We start from the raw sequence: 15,225 nt of genomic DNA, 5'->3' as shown, positions 1-15,225 counted from the left end.
GGTATAGGCTGCGGTGCAAGAAAGAAACGCCGCTGGTCTCCCAGCGGCGTTTCCGATCTGACCTGATGGGTCGAATTACTGTTTGACGTCTGCTGCCGGGTTCGATCCGGCTTTGGCGCTGCGGCCCGGATTCAGCGGATCGTCCTGTCGCTGTACAGACCCTTCGAAATGCGCGCCGCTTTCGATGGCGATGGTCTTGTGGATGATGTCGCCTTCGACACGTGCGGTCGATGTCAGACGCACCTTGAGGCCACGTACGCGACCCACGATACGTCCGTTGATCACGACGTCATCTGCGGTGACTTCACCTTTGATCGTTGCCGATTCACCAATTGTCAGAAGGTGAGCGCGGATGTCGCCTTCGACTGTGCCTTCCACCTGTATGTCACCAGAGGTTTTGATATTGCCAGTGATGTGCAGATCCGAAGACAGAACCGACGCAGGCGGCTTGGGCTTGGGTGCGGTGGCAGGTTTCGACTCGGTCGGTGCAGGGGCCGCTGGGGTCGCCGGAGCGGCTGGTTTGGCCGCCTCGGGTGCCTTGGATGCGGGCTCGTTGATTTTGCTTTTAGAAAACATTTCTCGCAGCCTTGATGTAAGTCATTGGGTTTACGGGTTTTCCGTTCACGCGCACCTCATAGTGCAGATGCGTGCCGGTCGACCGTCCGGTGCTACCCATATCAGCAATATGATCCCCGCGCGAGACCCTTTGACCAACCTTCACGTTGATCTTGGTGTTATGAGCGTAAAGTGTCTCAATTCCGAATGCGTGCTTGATTTTCACAAGCCGTCCGAAACCGGATTGCCAGCCTGCATGGGTAACGACGCCGTCTGCGGTCGCAAAGATATCCGTGCCTTGCGGCCCTGCGAAATCGACCCCGTTATGCATCCGGCGACCACCGGTTTTGGGGTCGCGTCGGCTGCCATAGCCGCTGGTGAAACGCACGGCCGAATGTACAGGATTGGCAAAGGGGGCCTTTTCCGCCGCAAGTCGGTAAAGGTTCAGCTGATCCATCTGTTTCAGCAATGTATTCGCGCGGGCTTCCTCGGCGGACAACTCGTCCACCTCACCGCGCGTGCTAAGGGATAAAGGGGTCAGCGGACCGCCCATACCGCTGTATCCGCGCCGGACCTCTTCGATGATACGGTCTGTTGGCATTCCCGCCTGACGGAACATCTTGTCCAGCGGCTCGACCGAGATCACCATGGCCTCTTCCAGCTGCCGGAAAATCTCGTCGCTGCGTTCCTGCATCAGGCGGATTTCCAGCTCAAGATCATCGCGCTGGTCCAGTGCTTGCCGGGCGTCGGCGGCGATCTGATCGCGTTCCTCGGCCGTACGCGCCAGAGCGTCCGTCATGAAGGCCATCTGTACCGGCGCGCTGGAGGCCGTTACGTACATGTCTGTATTGCTGTTTTCCTGCTTCAGCGCCGCCAGTTCCTTCCGCGCATCTTCCCGCTGTTTCATGGTTGTGCGCAGCGTGGTCTGAATGACTTCGATCCCCGTCTCAAGTTCGCGACGGCGGTTTTCCGAAGCCAGCAGTTCGGACTGCATGGCGGATATCTGTTCCAGCGCGGCGTTGAATCGATCCTGAGCGGCGAGGGCTTCCTGCGCACGGGCGTCGCGTTCTGCGGACAGGACATTCAATCGTTCCTGATAGGTTGCCTGGTCGCGTTTCGCCTGTTCCCGGAAGTTGCCCGAACCGATGCTGTCCATAAGCAGAATGGCAGTTGCGACCGCGGTCCATCCGACCATGACGGCAACACCGGCCACCGCGACCACCTGCGTTTCCGAGCTGAGACGGATAAAACGTGTATCTTTGTCAGACTTCAGAAAAACCCGGCGTTCCGGAAAGTACCGTTCAAATGCGGAGTGTATTTTTATTGCCAGACGTGTTCGCACGCGTCCTACCTCTCATCCCCAAGATCGGGACCGGTTGTGAGTGCCGGCCGCTCCTTGGGCCGACTGCATAAAGGGCAGGCAGCGTTCGGGCAAGTTTGTTGATCAGTCTGGCGCCAACTGCGTAGAAATCCCCCCAAAGATCGGCGGGAAATTGCCGAAAAGCATGTTGAGGCGTCAGTTGGTGATATCGCCGGGCGCGGGTAGGTCTTCGGTCAGCGGCCAGTAGAAATCGGGCGGCAACCCGGCCTCAGCCCGTTTTTCCTCGTTGAAGGGTGGTTTGAGGACGCCGTGGAAATACCGGCGTACCAATGCGTGAAACACATCCTTGGGGTCCGTGTTTTCCCGGCCGCACAGGAAGTGAAACCACTTGGACCCATAAGCGACATGGCCGACTTCTTCGGCATAGATCACCTCAAGCGCCGCGATGGCCTGCTCAGACTTGGCCTTGCGAAAAATCTCGATCATGCCGGGGGTCACATCCAGACCACGCGCTTCGAGAACCATCGGAACGACCGCAAGCCGTCCCATCAGGTCGTCTGCGGTGTCTTCGGCCGCGCGCCACATGCCCGAATGGGCGGGCAAGGCGCCATAGTGGCTGCCCATCTGTTCCAGACAATCGCAGACCATCTCGAAATGGCGCGATTCCTCTTCGGCGCATTTTACCCAATCGTCATAAAACCCGATCGGCATCGGCACATGGCCAAAGCGGGCAATGATATCCCAATGCAGATCGACGGCGTTCAGTTCGATATGCGCCACGGCGTGCAAAAGGGCGATGCGGCCCGCCTCGGTGCCCGGTTTGCGCTTTGGTACCTCGCGCGGAGACAGGAGTTCTGGCCGTTCCGGGCGCGCGGGTCGCAGCGGGGGTGACGCCGTCCCGATCTCGATCGGGGGCGCGTCGCCCTTGCGCGACGCAAACCACGCGGCGGCGTGCTGTTTGGACAGGGCGGTCTTTTCCCGACCTTCTGCCGTTGCAAGAACTTCGGTCGCCATCTGGGTCAGCGATTTGGACACCATTATTCTCCGCCTGGTTGATCCTGTGGCTCTTAAACCGGATGGCGACCGTGGTCGAGGGCGTTACATCGCGCGCACGGCTTCCAGCGCCTCGTCCACGTGGCCGGGAACTTTGACCTTGCGCCAAACGCGGGCAATTTTGCCTTCGGGGTCGATGATGAAGGTCGAACGCTCAATCCCCATCGACTTGCGCCCGTACATGTTCTTTTCGACCCACACGCCGTAGTCTTCACAGACGGTCGCGTTCTCATCCGACAACAGCGGTGTTGTCAGCCCATGTTTGGCGACGAATTTGTCATGTTTGGCGACGCTGTCGCGCGAGATGCCGAAAACTTGTGCGCCCGCATCGGCAAAGGCCTGAAGTTGTTCCGAGAAACCGATGGATTCCTTGGTGCAGCCCGGCGTATCATCGCGGGGGTAGAAAAACAGAACCACGGTGCTACCGCGCAACGCCGAAAGCGTCACCTCGCCGCCGCCGTCGCGCGGCAAAGTGAAGTCAGGGGCGATGTCTGAAACGTCGGGCATTGGAAACTCCGCTAAAGGTTTTTAAAGGCTGCCTGATATCATAGGGCAACGCGTGCGGGTTGGAAGGCGTGGACAGCAATTTGAAGCAGCACGAAGACGACGACGGAGCACAGCCCGTTAAGCCCGTGCGCCGTCGGTCTCGCCGTCGGGCCGCTGGCCTGTGGGCCATGCGCGGCACTTTCGTGCTGGTACTGCTGGCGCTGTTCACCGGTTTCATGGTTGTCGGACAACGAATGCACGCACCCGTCTGGCTGCGGGACAGGGTCGAGGCGCGGCTTGAGCAGGCTTTGGGCGGGCTGCAAATCCGGTTTGGCGATGTGAGTTTCATCATTCACGAGGGATGGCGACCCCGTCTGCGTCTGACCGATGTGGCCATCAGCGACGCTGAGGGTCGGCAAATAGCGCAGGTGTCCGACATGCGCGCCAGTCTGGCCATGCGTCCCTTGTTGCGGGGGCACGTTCGCCCCAAAAGGATAATTCTGAGGGGTGCGCAGATCGCCGTGACCCGAGACAAGGACGGGGCGCTGAGCCTTACGGTCGGGTCCGGCAGCGCACCGGTGCAGGAGGCCCCGAACCTGGCACAGCTTATCGAGGCTTCGGATCAGGTTTTCCTGTCTCCGGCGCTATCGGCGCTGACCTCGGTCGAGCTTGATGCGATCACACTGGATTATCGCGATCTTCGGCAGGGGCGGTCCTGGATTCTGGACGGTGGGCATATTCAAGCCAACCGAAGCGGCAACGAAGTGCGCTTGGCAACCGGGTTTTCGGTTCTGGCGGGGCGTGACTATGTCAGTGCCATCGAGGCCAATTATACAAGCGTTCTGGGTACACCTGCCGCACAATTCGGGATCTCGGTCACTGACCTGCCAGCCGAGGACATCGCGGGCCAAACGCCCGCCCTTGCCTGGTTGCAGGTTCTGCGGGCCCCGATTTCGGGTGCCTTGCGGGGTGGTGTCGACGAAAACGGAGCGATCGGAACTTTGTACGCCACGCTGAATCTGGGGGCGGGGGCGGTGCAGCCAAACCCGGAAACACGCCCGGTTCCCTTCGAATCCGCGCGCACCTATTTCACCTATGATCCCAAAGGTCAGATTCTGGATTTCAACGAAGTTTCGGTGGTCTCGGCCTGGGGTGAGGTTCAGGCTGACGGAAAGGCGTATCTGGAAGGTGCAGAAGATGGCGTGCTGGACAGCCTGTCTGCACAGTTGCGGCTGTCCGGTATCAACGTGAACCCGGCAAACCTGTTCCCGCAACCTATTCAGCTTTCGCGGGCCAGCCTGGATTTCAAGATGGTCCTCAACCCGTTCCAGCTGCATCTGGGTCAGATGACCATTGAAGATCCGGGTCACACGGTGCGTGCCTTTGGCGTCCTGACCGGGCGGCCGGATGGCTGGGCCGTCAAGCTGGACGCACACCTGGATCAAATGACGTCGGACAAGGTTTTGGGATACTGGCCCGAACGTCTGGCCCCGAAACCGCGAGAGTGGGTGACCGAAAACCTGTACGAAGGGGTTCTGTCGGATATGGACTTTGCCCTGCGCCTGCTGCCCGGATCGAAACCGGATCTATATCTGGATTTCGGATTTGAAAAGGCGAAGATTCGGTTTGTCAAAACGCTGCCGCCGATCGAAAAGGCGCAGGGTCAGGCCAGCCTGATCAACAGCAGGTTCACGGTCACTGCACAGCAGGGTGTTGTGATTGCGGATGACGGCGGTGCTGTTGATGCGTCGGGGACGTCCTTCATCATACCCGACACGGATATCAAGAAATCCGCGCCTGCGATTGCGCGCATTCAGGCCAAAGGCAGCGTGACGGCCGCGTTGTCGTTGTTGGACAGGCCTCCGCTGGAATTGCTCAGCAAGGCGGGGTTGCCCGTTGACGTAGCGAAAGGAACGGTGTCGCTGGCGGGAACCCTTTCCTTGCCTTTGAAAAAGGGTCTCAAGTTTGACGAGACCGAGTTCCATTTCGACGGCAGGCTGGCCAACCTGTTCAGTGACCGCTTGGTGCCCGGATTTGACGTCAGTGCTGATCTTCTGGACCTTTCTGGTGATCAGTCCGGCGTTCAGATTCAGGGGCAGGGGCAGTTCGGGGACGTACCGCTGACGGCGCTCTGGCGGCAGCCGATAGACGGCAAGTCTGAACAGCGAAGCACCCTGACCGGTCAGATCGAGCTGTCGCCGCGATTGATGGATGAGATCGGCGCCGGTCTACCTCCGGGTATGCTGACCGGCAAAGGGATTGCAGATATCACGTTGGGGCTCGGCGCCGTGGTTGCCCCGAAATTATCCGTCACATCCGATTTGCAGGGGGTCGCGCTGGCCATACCCGAACTTGGTTGGAGAAAGGGGGCCAATTCGACCGGCTCTCTGACGGCCGAAGCGACTTTGGGATCGCAGTTGAAGGTGGATAGCCTGCGCATAAATGCAGCGGGTTTGCGTACATCAGCCTCCATTACGTTTCGCGAAAACGGCGAATATGACCGGGTTCGCTTCACCTCTTTCGACCTCGGCGACTGGCTGGCGGTCCCGGCAGAGCTGATCGGGCGCGGAAACGCCATGCCGGACATCCGTGTGCTTGGCGGCGTCCTTGATATGGGCCGCGCGAATTTCGGCGAAAGCGGCGGATCGGGCGGCGGGGGCGCCGCCGGGCCGAAACTGGACGTGGCTCTGGATCGCCTTCAGGTTACGGAAACCGTCGCGCTGACCGGGTTCCGGGGTGCATTTCAGACGACCGGCGGAATACAAGGGAACTTCACCGCGCAGGTCAATGGCGGTGCGCCGGTCAGAGGGCAGGTCAGCCCCAGAGGGAACCGAAGTGCTGTTGACCTGACGTCGCAAGATGCGGGGTCCGTGCTACGATCGGCCGGAGTACTGACACAGGCGCGGGGCGGAGAAATGAACCTCAAGCTCGAACCTGTGACGGCACCGGGCAGCTATGACGTGATGCTGAAAATCACCAACACGCGGATAACCGACGCCCCGGCCATGGCGGCCTTGCTGAATGCCATCAGCCTTGTGGGCCTGTTGGATGAAATGGCGGGGCAGGGTATCTTTTTTGCAGCAATCGACAGCCGGATGCGTGTCACCCCCACAGACATCAAAGTGCTAAGCGGCAGTGCCGTCGGCCCGTCGATGGGCCTGTCTTTTGATGGCACCATCGATACGGTGAACGGATTGCTGAACCTGCGCGGTGCGATCTCGCCCATATACCTGCTCAACGCAGTTGGCAGCGTGTTTACGCGCAAGGGCGAGGGCGTCTTTGGCTTCAACTACACTCTGACCGGCCCACTTGCCTCGCCCAAAGTTTCGGTAAATCCGTTGTCCGGTCTCGCACCTCTGTTCCTGCGCGACCTGATGCGTGCCCCGGCACCCAAAGTTCAGGATGGTCCGAACGCAGAGCCGCAGAAACCGGATGAACCCAAACGCACATTTGGCTCATCCCCAAGTGACCGCTGACAGGATATGGCCGAATCTGATGCAGGGTTGTAAGGCGCGGGCATGAAACTTAGCGATTTTGATTTCCATCTGCCCGAAGACCTGATCGCCACGCGGCCGGCCAGCCCGCGTTCCTCTGCACGTCTGCTGGTGGCGCAGGGGGATGCAATCACGGACAGCCATGTTTTCGACCTGCCCGATTTTCTGCGGCCAGGTGACCGGCTGGTGTTGAATGACACACGGGTCATTCCGGCGCGACTGAACGGCCGGCGCCACCGAGACAGCGCGCAGGGGCCGGTTTCCGCAGGGATCGAGGCCACTTTGCTTGATCCACAGGCCGATGGCACGTGGTCTGCGTTGATCAAGCCGCTCAAGAAGGTGAAGCTTGGGGAAGAGATTGTCTTCTCGGATGATCTCAGCGCCACGCTGGACAGGGTTGCGGATGGCCAGGCGTATCTGCGCTTCAATCTCAGCGGCGAGGATTTCGACGCGGCGCTGGATCAAGCCGGAGCAATGCCTCTGCCGCCCTACATCGCAGCCAAACGTCCGGCTGATGAACGGGACAAGACGGACTATCAGACCATCTGGGCAAATCATTCCGGTGCCGTGGCCGCCCCGACCGCATCATTGCATTTCGATGAGGCGCTGATGAAGGCGCTGGCAAAACGGGGGGTAAGCTTCACGCATGTGACGCTTCATGTCGGGGCAGGGACTTTTCTTCCGGTCAAGGTTGAGGATGTCACAACACACAAGATGCATGCTGAGTGGGGGCAGGTAAGCCCCGACGCCGCCGCCGAGATACAGGCAACCAAGGTCGCCGGCGGGCGGGTGATCCCGGTGGGGACAACGGCTTTGCGACTGATCGAAAGTGCGGCAAGGTCAGGAAAGATCGAACCCTGGGAAGGCGAAACGGATATCTTCATCTATCCAGGTTTTGAATTCCATGTCACTGACGCATTGATGACCAATTTTCACCTGCCGAAATCCACGTTGCTCATGCTGGTTTCGGCGCTGATGGGGCAGGATCGGATGCGCGATGTCTACGCGCATGCCATCGCCCGGAAATACCGGTTCTTTTCCTATGGCGACGCGTCGCTTTTGATCCCTTGAGAGGCGCGGAAACAGCATCGCGGATCGGGAATGTCGTAGACAAGCGCGACGTAGGCGGTCTTTGATCGCAGAACGACACTAAAATCAGGTTGGCACTAGTCGGAGGCCCCAATGATTCAGGTCCTTTCCAGCGCATGGGCGCTGCTGCTCGGCATGGGGTTGCTGATGGTCGGAAACGGCCTTCAGGGCACGATTCTGGGTGTGCGGGGTGAGATCGAAGGCTTTTCGACCCTCGAGATGTCTTTTGTCATGTCGGCCTATTTTCTGGGCTTTCTGGGCGGCTCACGCCTTGCGCCCGAGATGATCCGGCGCGTTGGCCACGTGCGGGTCTTTGCGGCCCTTGCGTCGTTTATTTCGGCCGTGATGATCATGTATCCCATGCTGACCAACCCGATCGCGTGGGCTTTGGGCCGGGTGGTGATCGGATTCTGTTTTTCGGGCGTCTATGTCACCGCTGAAAGCTGGCTCAACAATGCGGCCAGCAATGAAAATCGCGGGCAGGCGCTGTCGCTCTATATGATCGTACAGATGACGGGGATCATCAGTGCGCAGGCGCTTGTTCTTGTCGGCGACCCGGCCGGTTACGAGACGTTTGTGATCGCCTCGATCCTGGTTTCAGTGTCCTTCGCACCGATTTTGCTGTCGATTTCGCCGACACCGGCCTTTGATACCACCAAACCGATGACCCTGAAGCAACTACTGGAAACCTCGCCTCTAGGCTGCGTGGGCATGTTTCTTCTGGGGGGTGTGTTTTCCGCGCAGTTCGGCATGGCGGCGGTGTATGGCGCCCGGGCAGGGCTGTCGCTTGTTGAAATTTCGACCTTCGTTGCGGCGTTTTATATCGGCGCTGTGGTTCTGCAATACCCTTTGGGCTGGTTCTCTGACCGTATGGATCGCCGCTTTCTGATCCTGCTTGTGGCGCTCGCCGGTGCCGGTGGCGCAACTATCGCTATGATGATGGGCGGATCGTTTCCAATTCTGCTTGCTTCGGCTTTCCTGATCGGCGGTATGTCCAACCCGCTATATTCACTGCTGATCGCGCATGCGAATGACTTTCTGGATCACGAGGACATGGCGGCCGCATCCGGTGGGTTGGTATTCATCAACGGTCTGGGCGCGATTGCCGGGCCGGTGATCACCGGCTGGCTGATGGGGGATGCCGTATTCGGGCCACCGGGCTTTTTTCTCTTTATTGCGGCACTGTTACTCGCAATGGCACTTTACGCCCTGTATCGGACGACGCAGCGGGCATCGATACCCGTGGACGAAACCGGCACAATGTCGACGCTGTATCCAACAGCCTCGCCAGTTGCGTTTGAAGTGGCACAGGAAGTCGCCATCGAAGCCGCCGAGGCCGAACAGGCTGAGCAGGAAGATGCCTAGGACACAGGATTATGTCGCAAGTGTTGCAATATGTTACTGTAACAGTTCTGTAAAACGGCCTTAAATGACGTTACGTCCAAACTACGGGCACAAGACGGAGTTTAAGGCAATGGTAACGCCTGAAGAAGTATTGAGTTTTTGGTTAGATGAGGTGGGTCCAAAGGGCTGGTACATAGAGGATGAAGCGCTGGATTCAGAAATCCGCGCACGTTTTCAATCAACGTGGGAGGCTGCGGCCGAGGGCAAGTTTTCGCTCTGGCTGACCTATCCCAGCGGGTCACTGGCTTACATAATTTTGACGGACCAGTTTCCACGCAACATGTTCCGCGGGCAAGCGCGTGCTTTCGCGACGGACCGAGCGGCCCTGGCGGCTGCGAAATGCGCGGTGGACAGAGGTTGGGACAAGAAGATCGATGAACCGGCCCGGCAGTTCTTTTACCTGCCGATGATGCATTCGGAAAATCTGTGTGATCAGGAACGCTGCGTGCGTCTGATCTGTCAGAACCTAAGCGGCGATACAAGCAATCTGCTGCACGCCCGTGCGCATCGTGAAGTGATCCGCAAGTTCGGTCGTTTCCCTTACCGGAACAAAGCACTGTCGCGCAGCTCGACCCCCCATGAAGAGGCTTACGTCGACATGGGCGGCTATGGCAGCACTGTGCGAGAGCTGCAAGCAATGGCCTGAGACTGTACAAAGGTTTTGCGCCTCTGTTGTTAGTGCGGTGGCTTCAGGCTCCCGGCTCGCATCCTTTGAACGACAAGACGCGTTCGGACGCGACGTCTGCTCCGGTCTGTATGGCCTGGGCGATCAAAACCTCTGGTGTCTCGGCAAGTTCAGTGAACCGCTCCTGCGCAGTTTGCAGCTTTTGGTCAACTGCGTTCAGGCGGCGCAACGTTACCTGGATGTCTTGTGCGGCTTGACTGTCGGTGATCTGGTTCTCACTCCTCAGGGTCGCCAAATCACCACGCAGCGCGGAAAGTTCGCCCCGAATACCCTTTGCCTCATCCCGAATAGGGGCAAGAACCTGCACAGCCTCCGAGAATTCTGCCGAGACGCTTTCGACTTTCGATACCAGCTTCCAGCCCAGAAACAGGCACAGGGCGACAAGTATCAAAGTTGCGTTGAGCAGAGCAAGCGTCAGATCTTTTAGTGTTTTGGCCATAGTAAACCTCTTGAATTCAATGTCTTCACAAATGTCCGAGCGGCGTCGGCGGTTCTGTTCTAGCCATAGCACGGGCCGGGGTATAGGCTGAAATCCGCATATTCAGGCATGGTTTACCCTGCGTCTCATTTGTCGCGGGAAGGCGTGTTGATGCGTTTCTGGAAATAGTTTAATGGTAAACTAAATTTTCACCACCTGCGCCGAGAGGAACACATGGCTGCACAATCCTATGATCTGATCGTAATCGGGGCTGGCCCCGGTGGCTATGTCGCCGCCATCCGTGCGGCCCAGCTTGGTCTGAAAACCGTCGTGGTCGAGCGCGAGCACCTTGGTGGCATCTGCCTGAACTGGGGGTGCATTCCGACCAAGGCATTGCTGCGGTCCTCCGAAGTGTTCCATCTGATGGCACGCGCCAAGGATTTCGGATTGAAGGCCGACAAGATCGGTTACGATCTGGACGCGGTCGTCAAAAGATCCCGTGGTGTTGCCGGGCAGCTTTCGGGCGGCATCGGCCATCTGCTGAAAAAGAACAAGGTCGCCGTGGTGATGGGGGAGGCGACGATCCCCGCAAAAGGCAAGGTCAGCGTCAAGACCGATAAGGGCACCGAAGAACTGACGGCCAAGAACATCATTCTTGCAACCGGCGCACGGGCCCGCGAACTGCCCGGTCTCGAGGCTGATGGCGATCTGGTCTGGACGTACAAGCACGCGCTGCAACCGCCCCGGATGCCAAAGAAGCTGCTGGTCATCGGCTCGGGCGCGATCGGAATCGAATTTGCCAGTTTCTACAACACGCTGGGGGCCGACACGACGGTGGTCGAGGTGATGGACCGCGTGTTGCCCGTGGAAGATGCGGAAATCAGTGCCTTGGCCAAGAAAGCCTTCACCAAGCAAGGCATGACCATCATGGAAAAAGCCATGGTCAAGCAGTTGGATCGCGGCAAGGGCAAGGTCACCGCTCATATCGAGGTCAAGGGCAAGGTTGAAAAGCACGAGTTCGACACCGTTATCTCGGCTGTCGGGATTGTTGGGAATGTCGAAAACCTCGGGCTCGAGGCGCTGGGCGTCAAGCTCGACCGCACGCATGTGGTGACGGATGAATATTGCCGCACCGGCGTCGATGGCCTTTATGCGATCGGTGACATCGCGGGCGCGCCCTGGCTTGCACATAAAGCCAGCCACGAAGGTGTCATGGTTGCCGATCTGATCGCGGGCAAGCATGCGCATCCGGTCAAGCCCGAAAGCATCGCCGGATGTACCTATTGTCAGCCGCAAGTGGCCTCGGTGGGATATACCGAAGCCAAGGCCAAAGAGCTGGGCTATGACATCAAAGTCGGTCGCTTCCCCTTCATCGGCAACGGCAAGGCCATTGCTCTGGGCGAACCGGAAGGTCTGATCAAAACCGTGTTCGACGCCAAGACAGGCGAATTGCTGGGGGCCCATATGATCGGCGCGGAAGTCACGGAACTGATTCAGGGCTATGTGGTTGGGCGGCAGCTGGAGACCACCGAAGAAGACCTGATGAACACGGTCTTCCCGCACCCGACTCTGTCAGAAATGATGCATGAAAGCGTGTTGGACGCTTATGGCCGCGTGATTCACATGTAACGTCATACGCGTGTTGCGGTCGGACAGGGGGCTCTGCCCCCGCCTTGCTGCGCGCGGCTCCCCCGGGATATTTTGGGCCAGATGAACAAGGGATCCTTTATTCATCTGGCGTCAAATATCCCGGAGCGCGAGGCAGAGCCTCGCTGAAATCCGTTACTTGTTCAAAGCATCCAGAATGCGGGCCCACGAACGGATGCCCTTGTGAAAGCTTTTGACGTCGTATTTCTCATTCGGCGAATGGATGGCGTCGTCCTCGTTGGCATAGCCGACCAGCATCGAATCCAGCCCCAGAACGGTATTGAAATACCCGACGACGGGGATCGAGCCGCCCATGCCGGTAAACACCGCTTCGCGGTCCCACTCGTCCGACAGTGCTTTGCGCGCGGCTTCGAATTCCGGGCGATCGATATTCATGACCGAAGCGGGCGAACCTTCCAGATCGTTGTCCCAGACAACTTTTGCATCCGGGGACAGGCGATCCTCGACATGTTTGCGGATCTTGTTGCGCAGCGCGTCGGGGTCCATGTCGCCGACCAGTCGGCACGTGATTTTACAATGCGCTTCCGAAGGGATAACGGTTTTCGAGCCTGCGCCATTGTATCCGCCCCACAGCCCGTTCACCTCAAGTGTCGGGCGCGCCCATTGCTGTTCGAGCGTCGAATAGGCTTTTTCGCCGTGCGGCTGGGTATAGCCGACCGAATTCAGATAATCCGCTTCATCGAAACCGCAATTCTGCCACTGGCGCAGCTGGTCCTGGGGCACTTCATGAACGCCTTTATAGAAACCATCGACCGCGACACGCCCGGTTTCGTCATCATAGAATGAGGCAACGATCTTCGACAGCTCGCGCAGCGGGTTCAGCCCCGGGCCACCGTAATGGCCGGAGTGCAGATCGATGCGGGGCCCGATGATCGTGAACTCGTCCTTCAGCATGCCGCGAAGCTGCGCGGCAATCGACGGAACACCTCGCGACACCATGGATGTATCGCAAACCAGCGCCAGATCCGCTTTGAGTTCGGCCGCGTTTTCTTCGAGGAAGGGGACCAGCGAGGGTGAGCCGGATTCCTCTTCGCCTTCAAAGAAGAAGGTGATGCGGCAGGGCAGGGATCCGTGCACCGCTTTCCATGCGCGGCAGGCTTCGACGAATGTCATCAATTGACCTTTGTCGTCCGATGCCCCGCGCCCGCGGATGACGGGGCCGTGCTCGGTATCTTCGATGGCGGGGTCAAACGGGTCGCGCGTCCAAAGGTTCAACGGATCGACGGGTTGCACATCATAATGGCCATAAAACAGGATATGGGGTGCATCCGAGTCCTCGCCCACATGGCCTACGACCATCGGGTGTCCCGGGGTTTCCCGTTTTTCTGCTGCAATTCCGATACTGTTGAGGTCGGCAACCAGCCAGTCGGCCGCACGGCTGACGTCGGCCTTGTACGCGGGATCGGTTGAGATCGAAGGGATGCGCAGCAGCTCCATCAGGCGGTCGATCGAGGTTTGCAGATCTTCGTCAATCCGGTTCAGCACGGTGTCTAGCGACATGGGGATCTCCTGCTTGTCTGTGTTCGCGCGAACCCTAGCAGCGTAGACGGCGCCGTCCAGAGCGGTTGATCTGAATTGTTCATGCAATCACAAGCCCGCGAATGACGTTGCGCGGGCTGCGTCGTTTCCACGCGTCCGATAGCCGGAACTATACTTGCCGTGAGCATTGCAAACTTATATTTGATGCAAATCAAAGTTGGGTTCACCTGTTCGGCTGTAACCAGCTGAATAAAGTAACACAAAGCTGCTGATACAGGTTAAGCTGTTGGATGTGGCAGACTAATTGCCCAAGGGAAACCGGAAACGGGCATTCAAGGAGGGTCCGTTGGACTATACTGCTCAGCTCGATTCAGCGATTGCCAGGCTGCATGACGAAGGACGTTACCGGACCTTCATCGATATCGAACGTCGCAACGGACATTTTCCGCACGCGGTGCGCACGCGCCCGGACGGCTCGCAGCAGAACATCACCGTATGGTGCGGCAATGACTATCTGGGCATGGGCCAGCACCCTGTTGTTCTGAACGCAATGCACGAGGCGGTCGAAGCCGCAGGTGCAGGATCGGGCGGGACGCGCAACATCTCGGGGACAACGGTCTATCACAAACGGCTCGAGGCCGAGCTGGCAGATCTGCATGGCAAGGAAGCCGCGCTTTTGTTCACCAGCGCGTATATTGCCAACGACGCCACGCTCAGCACGCTGCCCAAGCTGTTTCCGGGGCTGATCATCTATTCTGACGCGCTGAACCATGCTTCGATGATAGAAGGGGTGCGCCGAAACGGCGGGGCCAAGCGCATCTTCCGTCATAACGACGTGGCGCATCTGCGCGAATTGCTCGAGGCGGACGATCCCGCCGCACCCAAGCTGATCGCGTTCGAGTCCGTCTACTCGATGGATGGCGATTTTGGTCCGATCGAAGAAATCTGCGATCTCGCAGATGAATTCGGCGCGCTGACCTATATCGACGAAGTGCACGCGGTGGGCATGTATGGCCCGCGCGGCGGCGGCGTGACCGAGCGTGACCGGCTGGCACATCGGATCGACATCATCAATGGCACTCTGGCCAAGGCATATGGCGTCATGGGGGGCTATATCGCCGCCAGCGCAAAGATGTGCGATGCCGTGCGGTCTTATGCGCCGGGCTTTATCTTTACGACATCGTTGCCGCCGGCAGTTGCCGCAGGGGCTGCTGCATCCGTTGCGCACCTGAAAACCGCGTCTGAGCTGCGCGAGCAGCACCAGACCCAGGCGAAGATCCTCAAGCTGCGGCTGAAGGGAATGGGCCTTCCGCTGATCGACCACGGCAGCCATATCGTGCCAGTGATCGTCGGCAATCCGGTGCACACCAAAAAGCTCAGCGATATGCTGCTGGACGATTATGGCATTTACGTGCAACCGATCAATTTCCCGACCGTCCCGCGCGGAACCGAGCGTCTGCGTTTTACCCCGTCTCCGGTGCATGGACCCGACGAAATGAACCGTCTGGTGCAAGCGATGGACGAACTTTGGTCACATTGTGCGCTAAATCGCGCCGAACTTGCCGGATAACCT

Annotated in this window: 12 protein-coding genes; 6 read left to right on the top strand and 6 right to left on the bottom strand. The window is 58.8% G+C overall.

Features of this window, described 5'->3' with window-relative positions; translation table 11 throughout:
• Nucleotides 1–75 precede the first annotated feature (75 nt).
• The 4 genes from GOW56_RS03490 to GOW56_RS03475 all read right to left on the bottom strand — a co-directional run bounded on the left by GOW56_RS03490 (nt 76) and on the right by GOW56_RS03475 (nt 3,436).
• Nucleotides 76–576, bottom strand: coding sequence for a polymer-forming cytoskeletal protein (locus tag GOW56_RS03490; protein WP_117868644.1), 501 nt, complete (start codon nt 574–576; stop codon nt 76–78).
• The gene (locus GOW56_RS03485; RefSeq protein ID WP_171167673.1) at nt 566–1,897 is read right to left on the bottom strand and encodes a M23 family metallopeptidase; all 1,332 of its coding nucleotides are present in this window, start codon (nt 1,895–1,897) and stop codon (nt 566–568) included. Before GOW56_RS03485 ends, GOW56_RS03490 begins: the two co-directional genes overlap by 11 nt.
• Nucleotides 1,898–2,071: 174 nt before the next feature.
• Entirely contained in the window at nt 2,072–2,890 is an 819-nt protein-coding gene (locus GOW56_RS03480; RefSeq protein ID WP_371807871.1) for a ferritin-like domain-containing protein, read from the bottom strand.
• A gap of 84 nt (nt 2,891–2,974) precedes the next feature.
• Nucleotides 2,975–3,436 (bottom strand): peroxiredoxin, encoded by a 462-nt coding sequence (locus GOW56_RS03475; protein WP_171204943.1) that lies wholly within the window; start codon nt 3,434–3,436, stop codon nt 2,975–2,977.
• 68 nt (nt 3,437–3,504) lie between these two features.
• On the opposite strand from GOW56_RS03475, the gene GOW56_RS03470 reads away from it, so the two are divergent.
• The 4 genes from GOW56_RS03470 to GOW56_RS03455 all read left to right on the top strand — a co-directional run bounded on the left by GOW56_RS03470 (nt 3,505) and on the right by GOW56_RS03455 (nt 10,048).
• Nucleotides 3,505–6,891 (top strand): DUF3971 domain-containing protein, encoded by a 3,387-nt coding sequence (locus GOW56_RS03470; RefSeq protein ID WP_371807868.1) that lies wholly within the window; start codon nt 3,505–3,507, stop codon nt 6,889–6,891.
• Between the two features lie 42 nt (nt 6,892–6,933).
• The gene (queA, locus tag GOW56_RS03465; RefSeq protein ID WP_171204941.1) at nt 6,934–7,980 is read left to right on the top strand and encodes a tRNA preQ1(34) S-adenosylmethionine ribosyltransferase-isomerase QueA; all 1,047 of its coding nucleotides are present in this window, start codon (nt 6,934–6,936) and stop codon (nt 7,978–7,980) included.
• A 111-nt stretch (nt 7,981–8,091) separates the two neighbouring features.
• Nucleotides 8,092–9,363 carry an MFS transporter gene (locus tag GOW56_RS03460; protein WP_152458289.1) on the top strand — a complete coding sequence of 424 codons (1,272 nt, stop codon included), beginning with the start codon at nt 8,092–8,094 and terminating at the stop codon, nt 9,361–9,363.
• A gap of 109 nt (nt 9,364–9,472) precedes the next feature.
• Nucleotides 9,473–10,048 carry a DUF924 family protein gene (locus tag GOW56_RS03455; RefSeq protein WP_152458288.1) on the top strand — a complete coding sequence of 192 codons (576 nt, stop codon included), beginning with the start codon at nt 9,473–9,475 and terminating at the stop codon, nt 10,046–10,048.
• A 43-nt stretch (nt 10,049–10,091) separates the two neighbouring features.
• Here GOW56_RS03455 and GOW56_RS03450 read toward each other — a convergent pair whose 3' ends face one another.
• Nucleotides 10,092–10,526 (bottom strand): hypothetical protein, encoded by a 435-nt coding sequence (locus GOW56_RS03450; protein ID WP_171204940.1) that lies wholly within the window; start codon nt 10,524–10,526, stop codon nt 10,092–10,094.
• A 213-nt stretch (nt 10,527–10,739) separates the two neighbouring features.
• Here GOW56_RS03450 and lpdA point away from each other — a divergent pair, with 213 nt between their 5' ends.
• Nucleotides 10,740–12,134 carry a dihydrolipoyl dehydrogenase gene (lpdA, locus tag GOW56_RS03445; RefSeq protein ID WP_171204939.1) on the top strand — a complete coding sequence of 465 codons (1,395 nt, stop codon included), beginning with the start codon at nt 10,740–10,742 and terminating at the stop codon, nt 12,132–12,134.
• A 153-nt stretch (nt 12,135–12,287) separates the two neighbouring features.
• Here the strand turns inward: lpdA and GOW56_RS03440 are convergent, their stop codons facing one another.
• Nucleotides 12,288–13,673, bottom strand: coding sequence for a dipeptidase (locus GOW56_RS03440; RefSeq protein WP_171204938.1), 1,386 nt, complete (start codon nt 13,671–13,673; stop codon nt 12,288–12,290).
• Nucleotides 13,674–13,998: 325 nt separating this feature from the next.
• Between GOW56_RS03440 and hemA the strand changes: the two genes are divergently transcribed.
• The gene (gene hemA, locus GOW56_RS03435) at nt 13,999–15,222 is read left to right on the top strand and encodes a 5-aminolevulinate synthase (RefSeq protein WP_152458284.1); all 1,224 of its coding nucleotides are present in this window, start codon (nt 13,999–14,001) and stop codon (nt 15,220–15,222) included.
• The last annotated feature ends 3 nt before the right edge of the window (nt 15,223–15,225 follow it).

Source organism: Ruegeria sp. HKCCA0235A (assembly GCF_013033235.1).
Taxonomy (GTDB): Bacteria; Pseudomonadota; Alphaproteobacteria; order Rhodobacterales; family Rhodobacteraceae; genus Ruegeria.
The sequence above is the reverse complement of the archived record's forward strand: the minus strand, read 5'-3'. Positions and strand labels throughout refer to the sequence as shown.

What these genes read in the sequence shown, in the direction of transcription:
- GOW56_RS03460 (WP_152458289.1), top strand. Translation starts at nt 8,092, where the DNA reads ATGATTCAGGTCCTTTCCAGCGCATGGGCGCTGCTGCTCGGCATGGGG.
- GOW56_RS03490 (WP_117868644.1), bottom strand. Translation starts at nt 576, where the DNA reads ATGTTTTCTAAAAGCAAAATCAACGAGCCCGCATCCAAGGCACCCGAG.
- GOW56_RS03450 (WP_171204940.1), bottom strand. Translation starts at nt 10,526, where the DNA reads ATGGCCAAAACACTAAAAGATCTGACGCTTGCTCTGCTCAACGCAACT.
- GOW56_RS03480 (WP_371807871.1), bottom strand. Translation starts at nt 2,890, where the DNA reads ATGGCGACCGAAGTTCTTGCAACGGCAGAAGGTCGGGAAAAGACCGCC.
- queA (WP_171204941.1), top strand. Translation starts at nt 6,934, where the DNA reads ATGAAACTTAGCGATTTTGATTTCCATCTGCCCGAAGACCTGATCGCC.
- GOW56_RS03440 (WP_171204938.1), bottom strand. Translation starts at nt 13,673, where the DNA reads ATGTCGCTAGACACCGTGCTGAACCGGATTGACGAAGATCTGCAAACC.
- lpdA (WP_171204939.1), top strand. Translation starts at nt 10,740, where the DNA reads ATGGCTGCACAATCCTATGATCTGATCGTAATCGGGGCTGGCCCCGGT.
- GOW56_RS03475 (WP_171204943.1), bottom strand. Translation starts at nt 3,436, where the DNA reads ATGCCCGACGTTTCAGACATCGCCCCTGACTTCACTTTGCCGCGCGAC.
- GOW56_RS03455 (WP_152458288.1), top strand. Translation starts at nt 9,473, where the DNA reads ATGGTAACGCCTGAAGAAGTATTGAGTTTTTGGTTAGATGAGGTGGGT.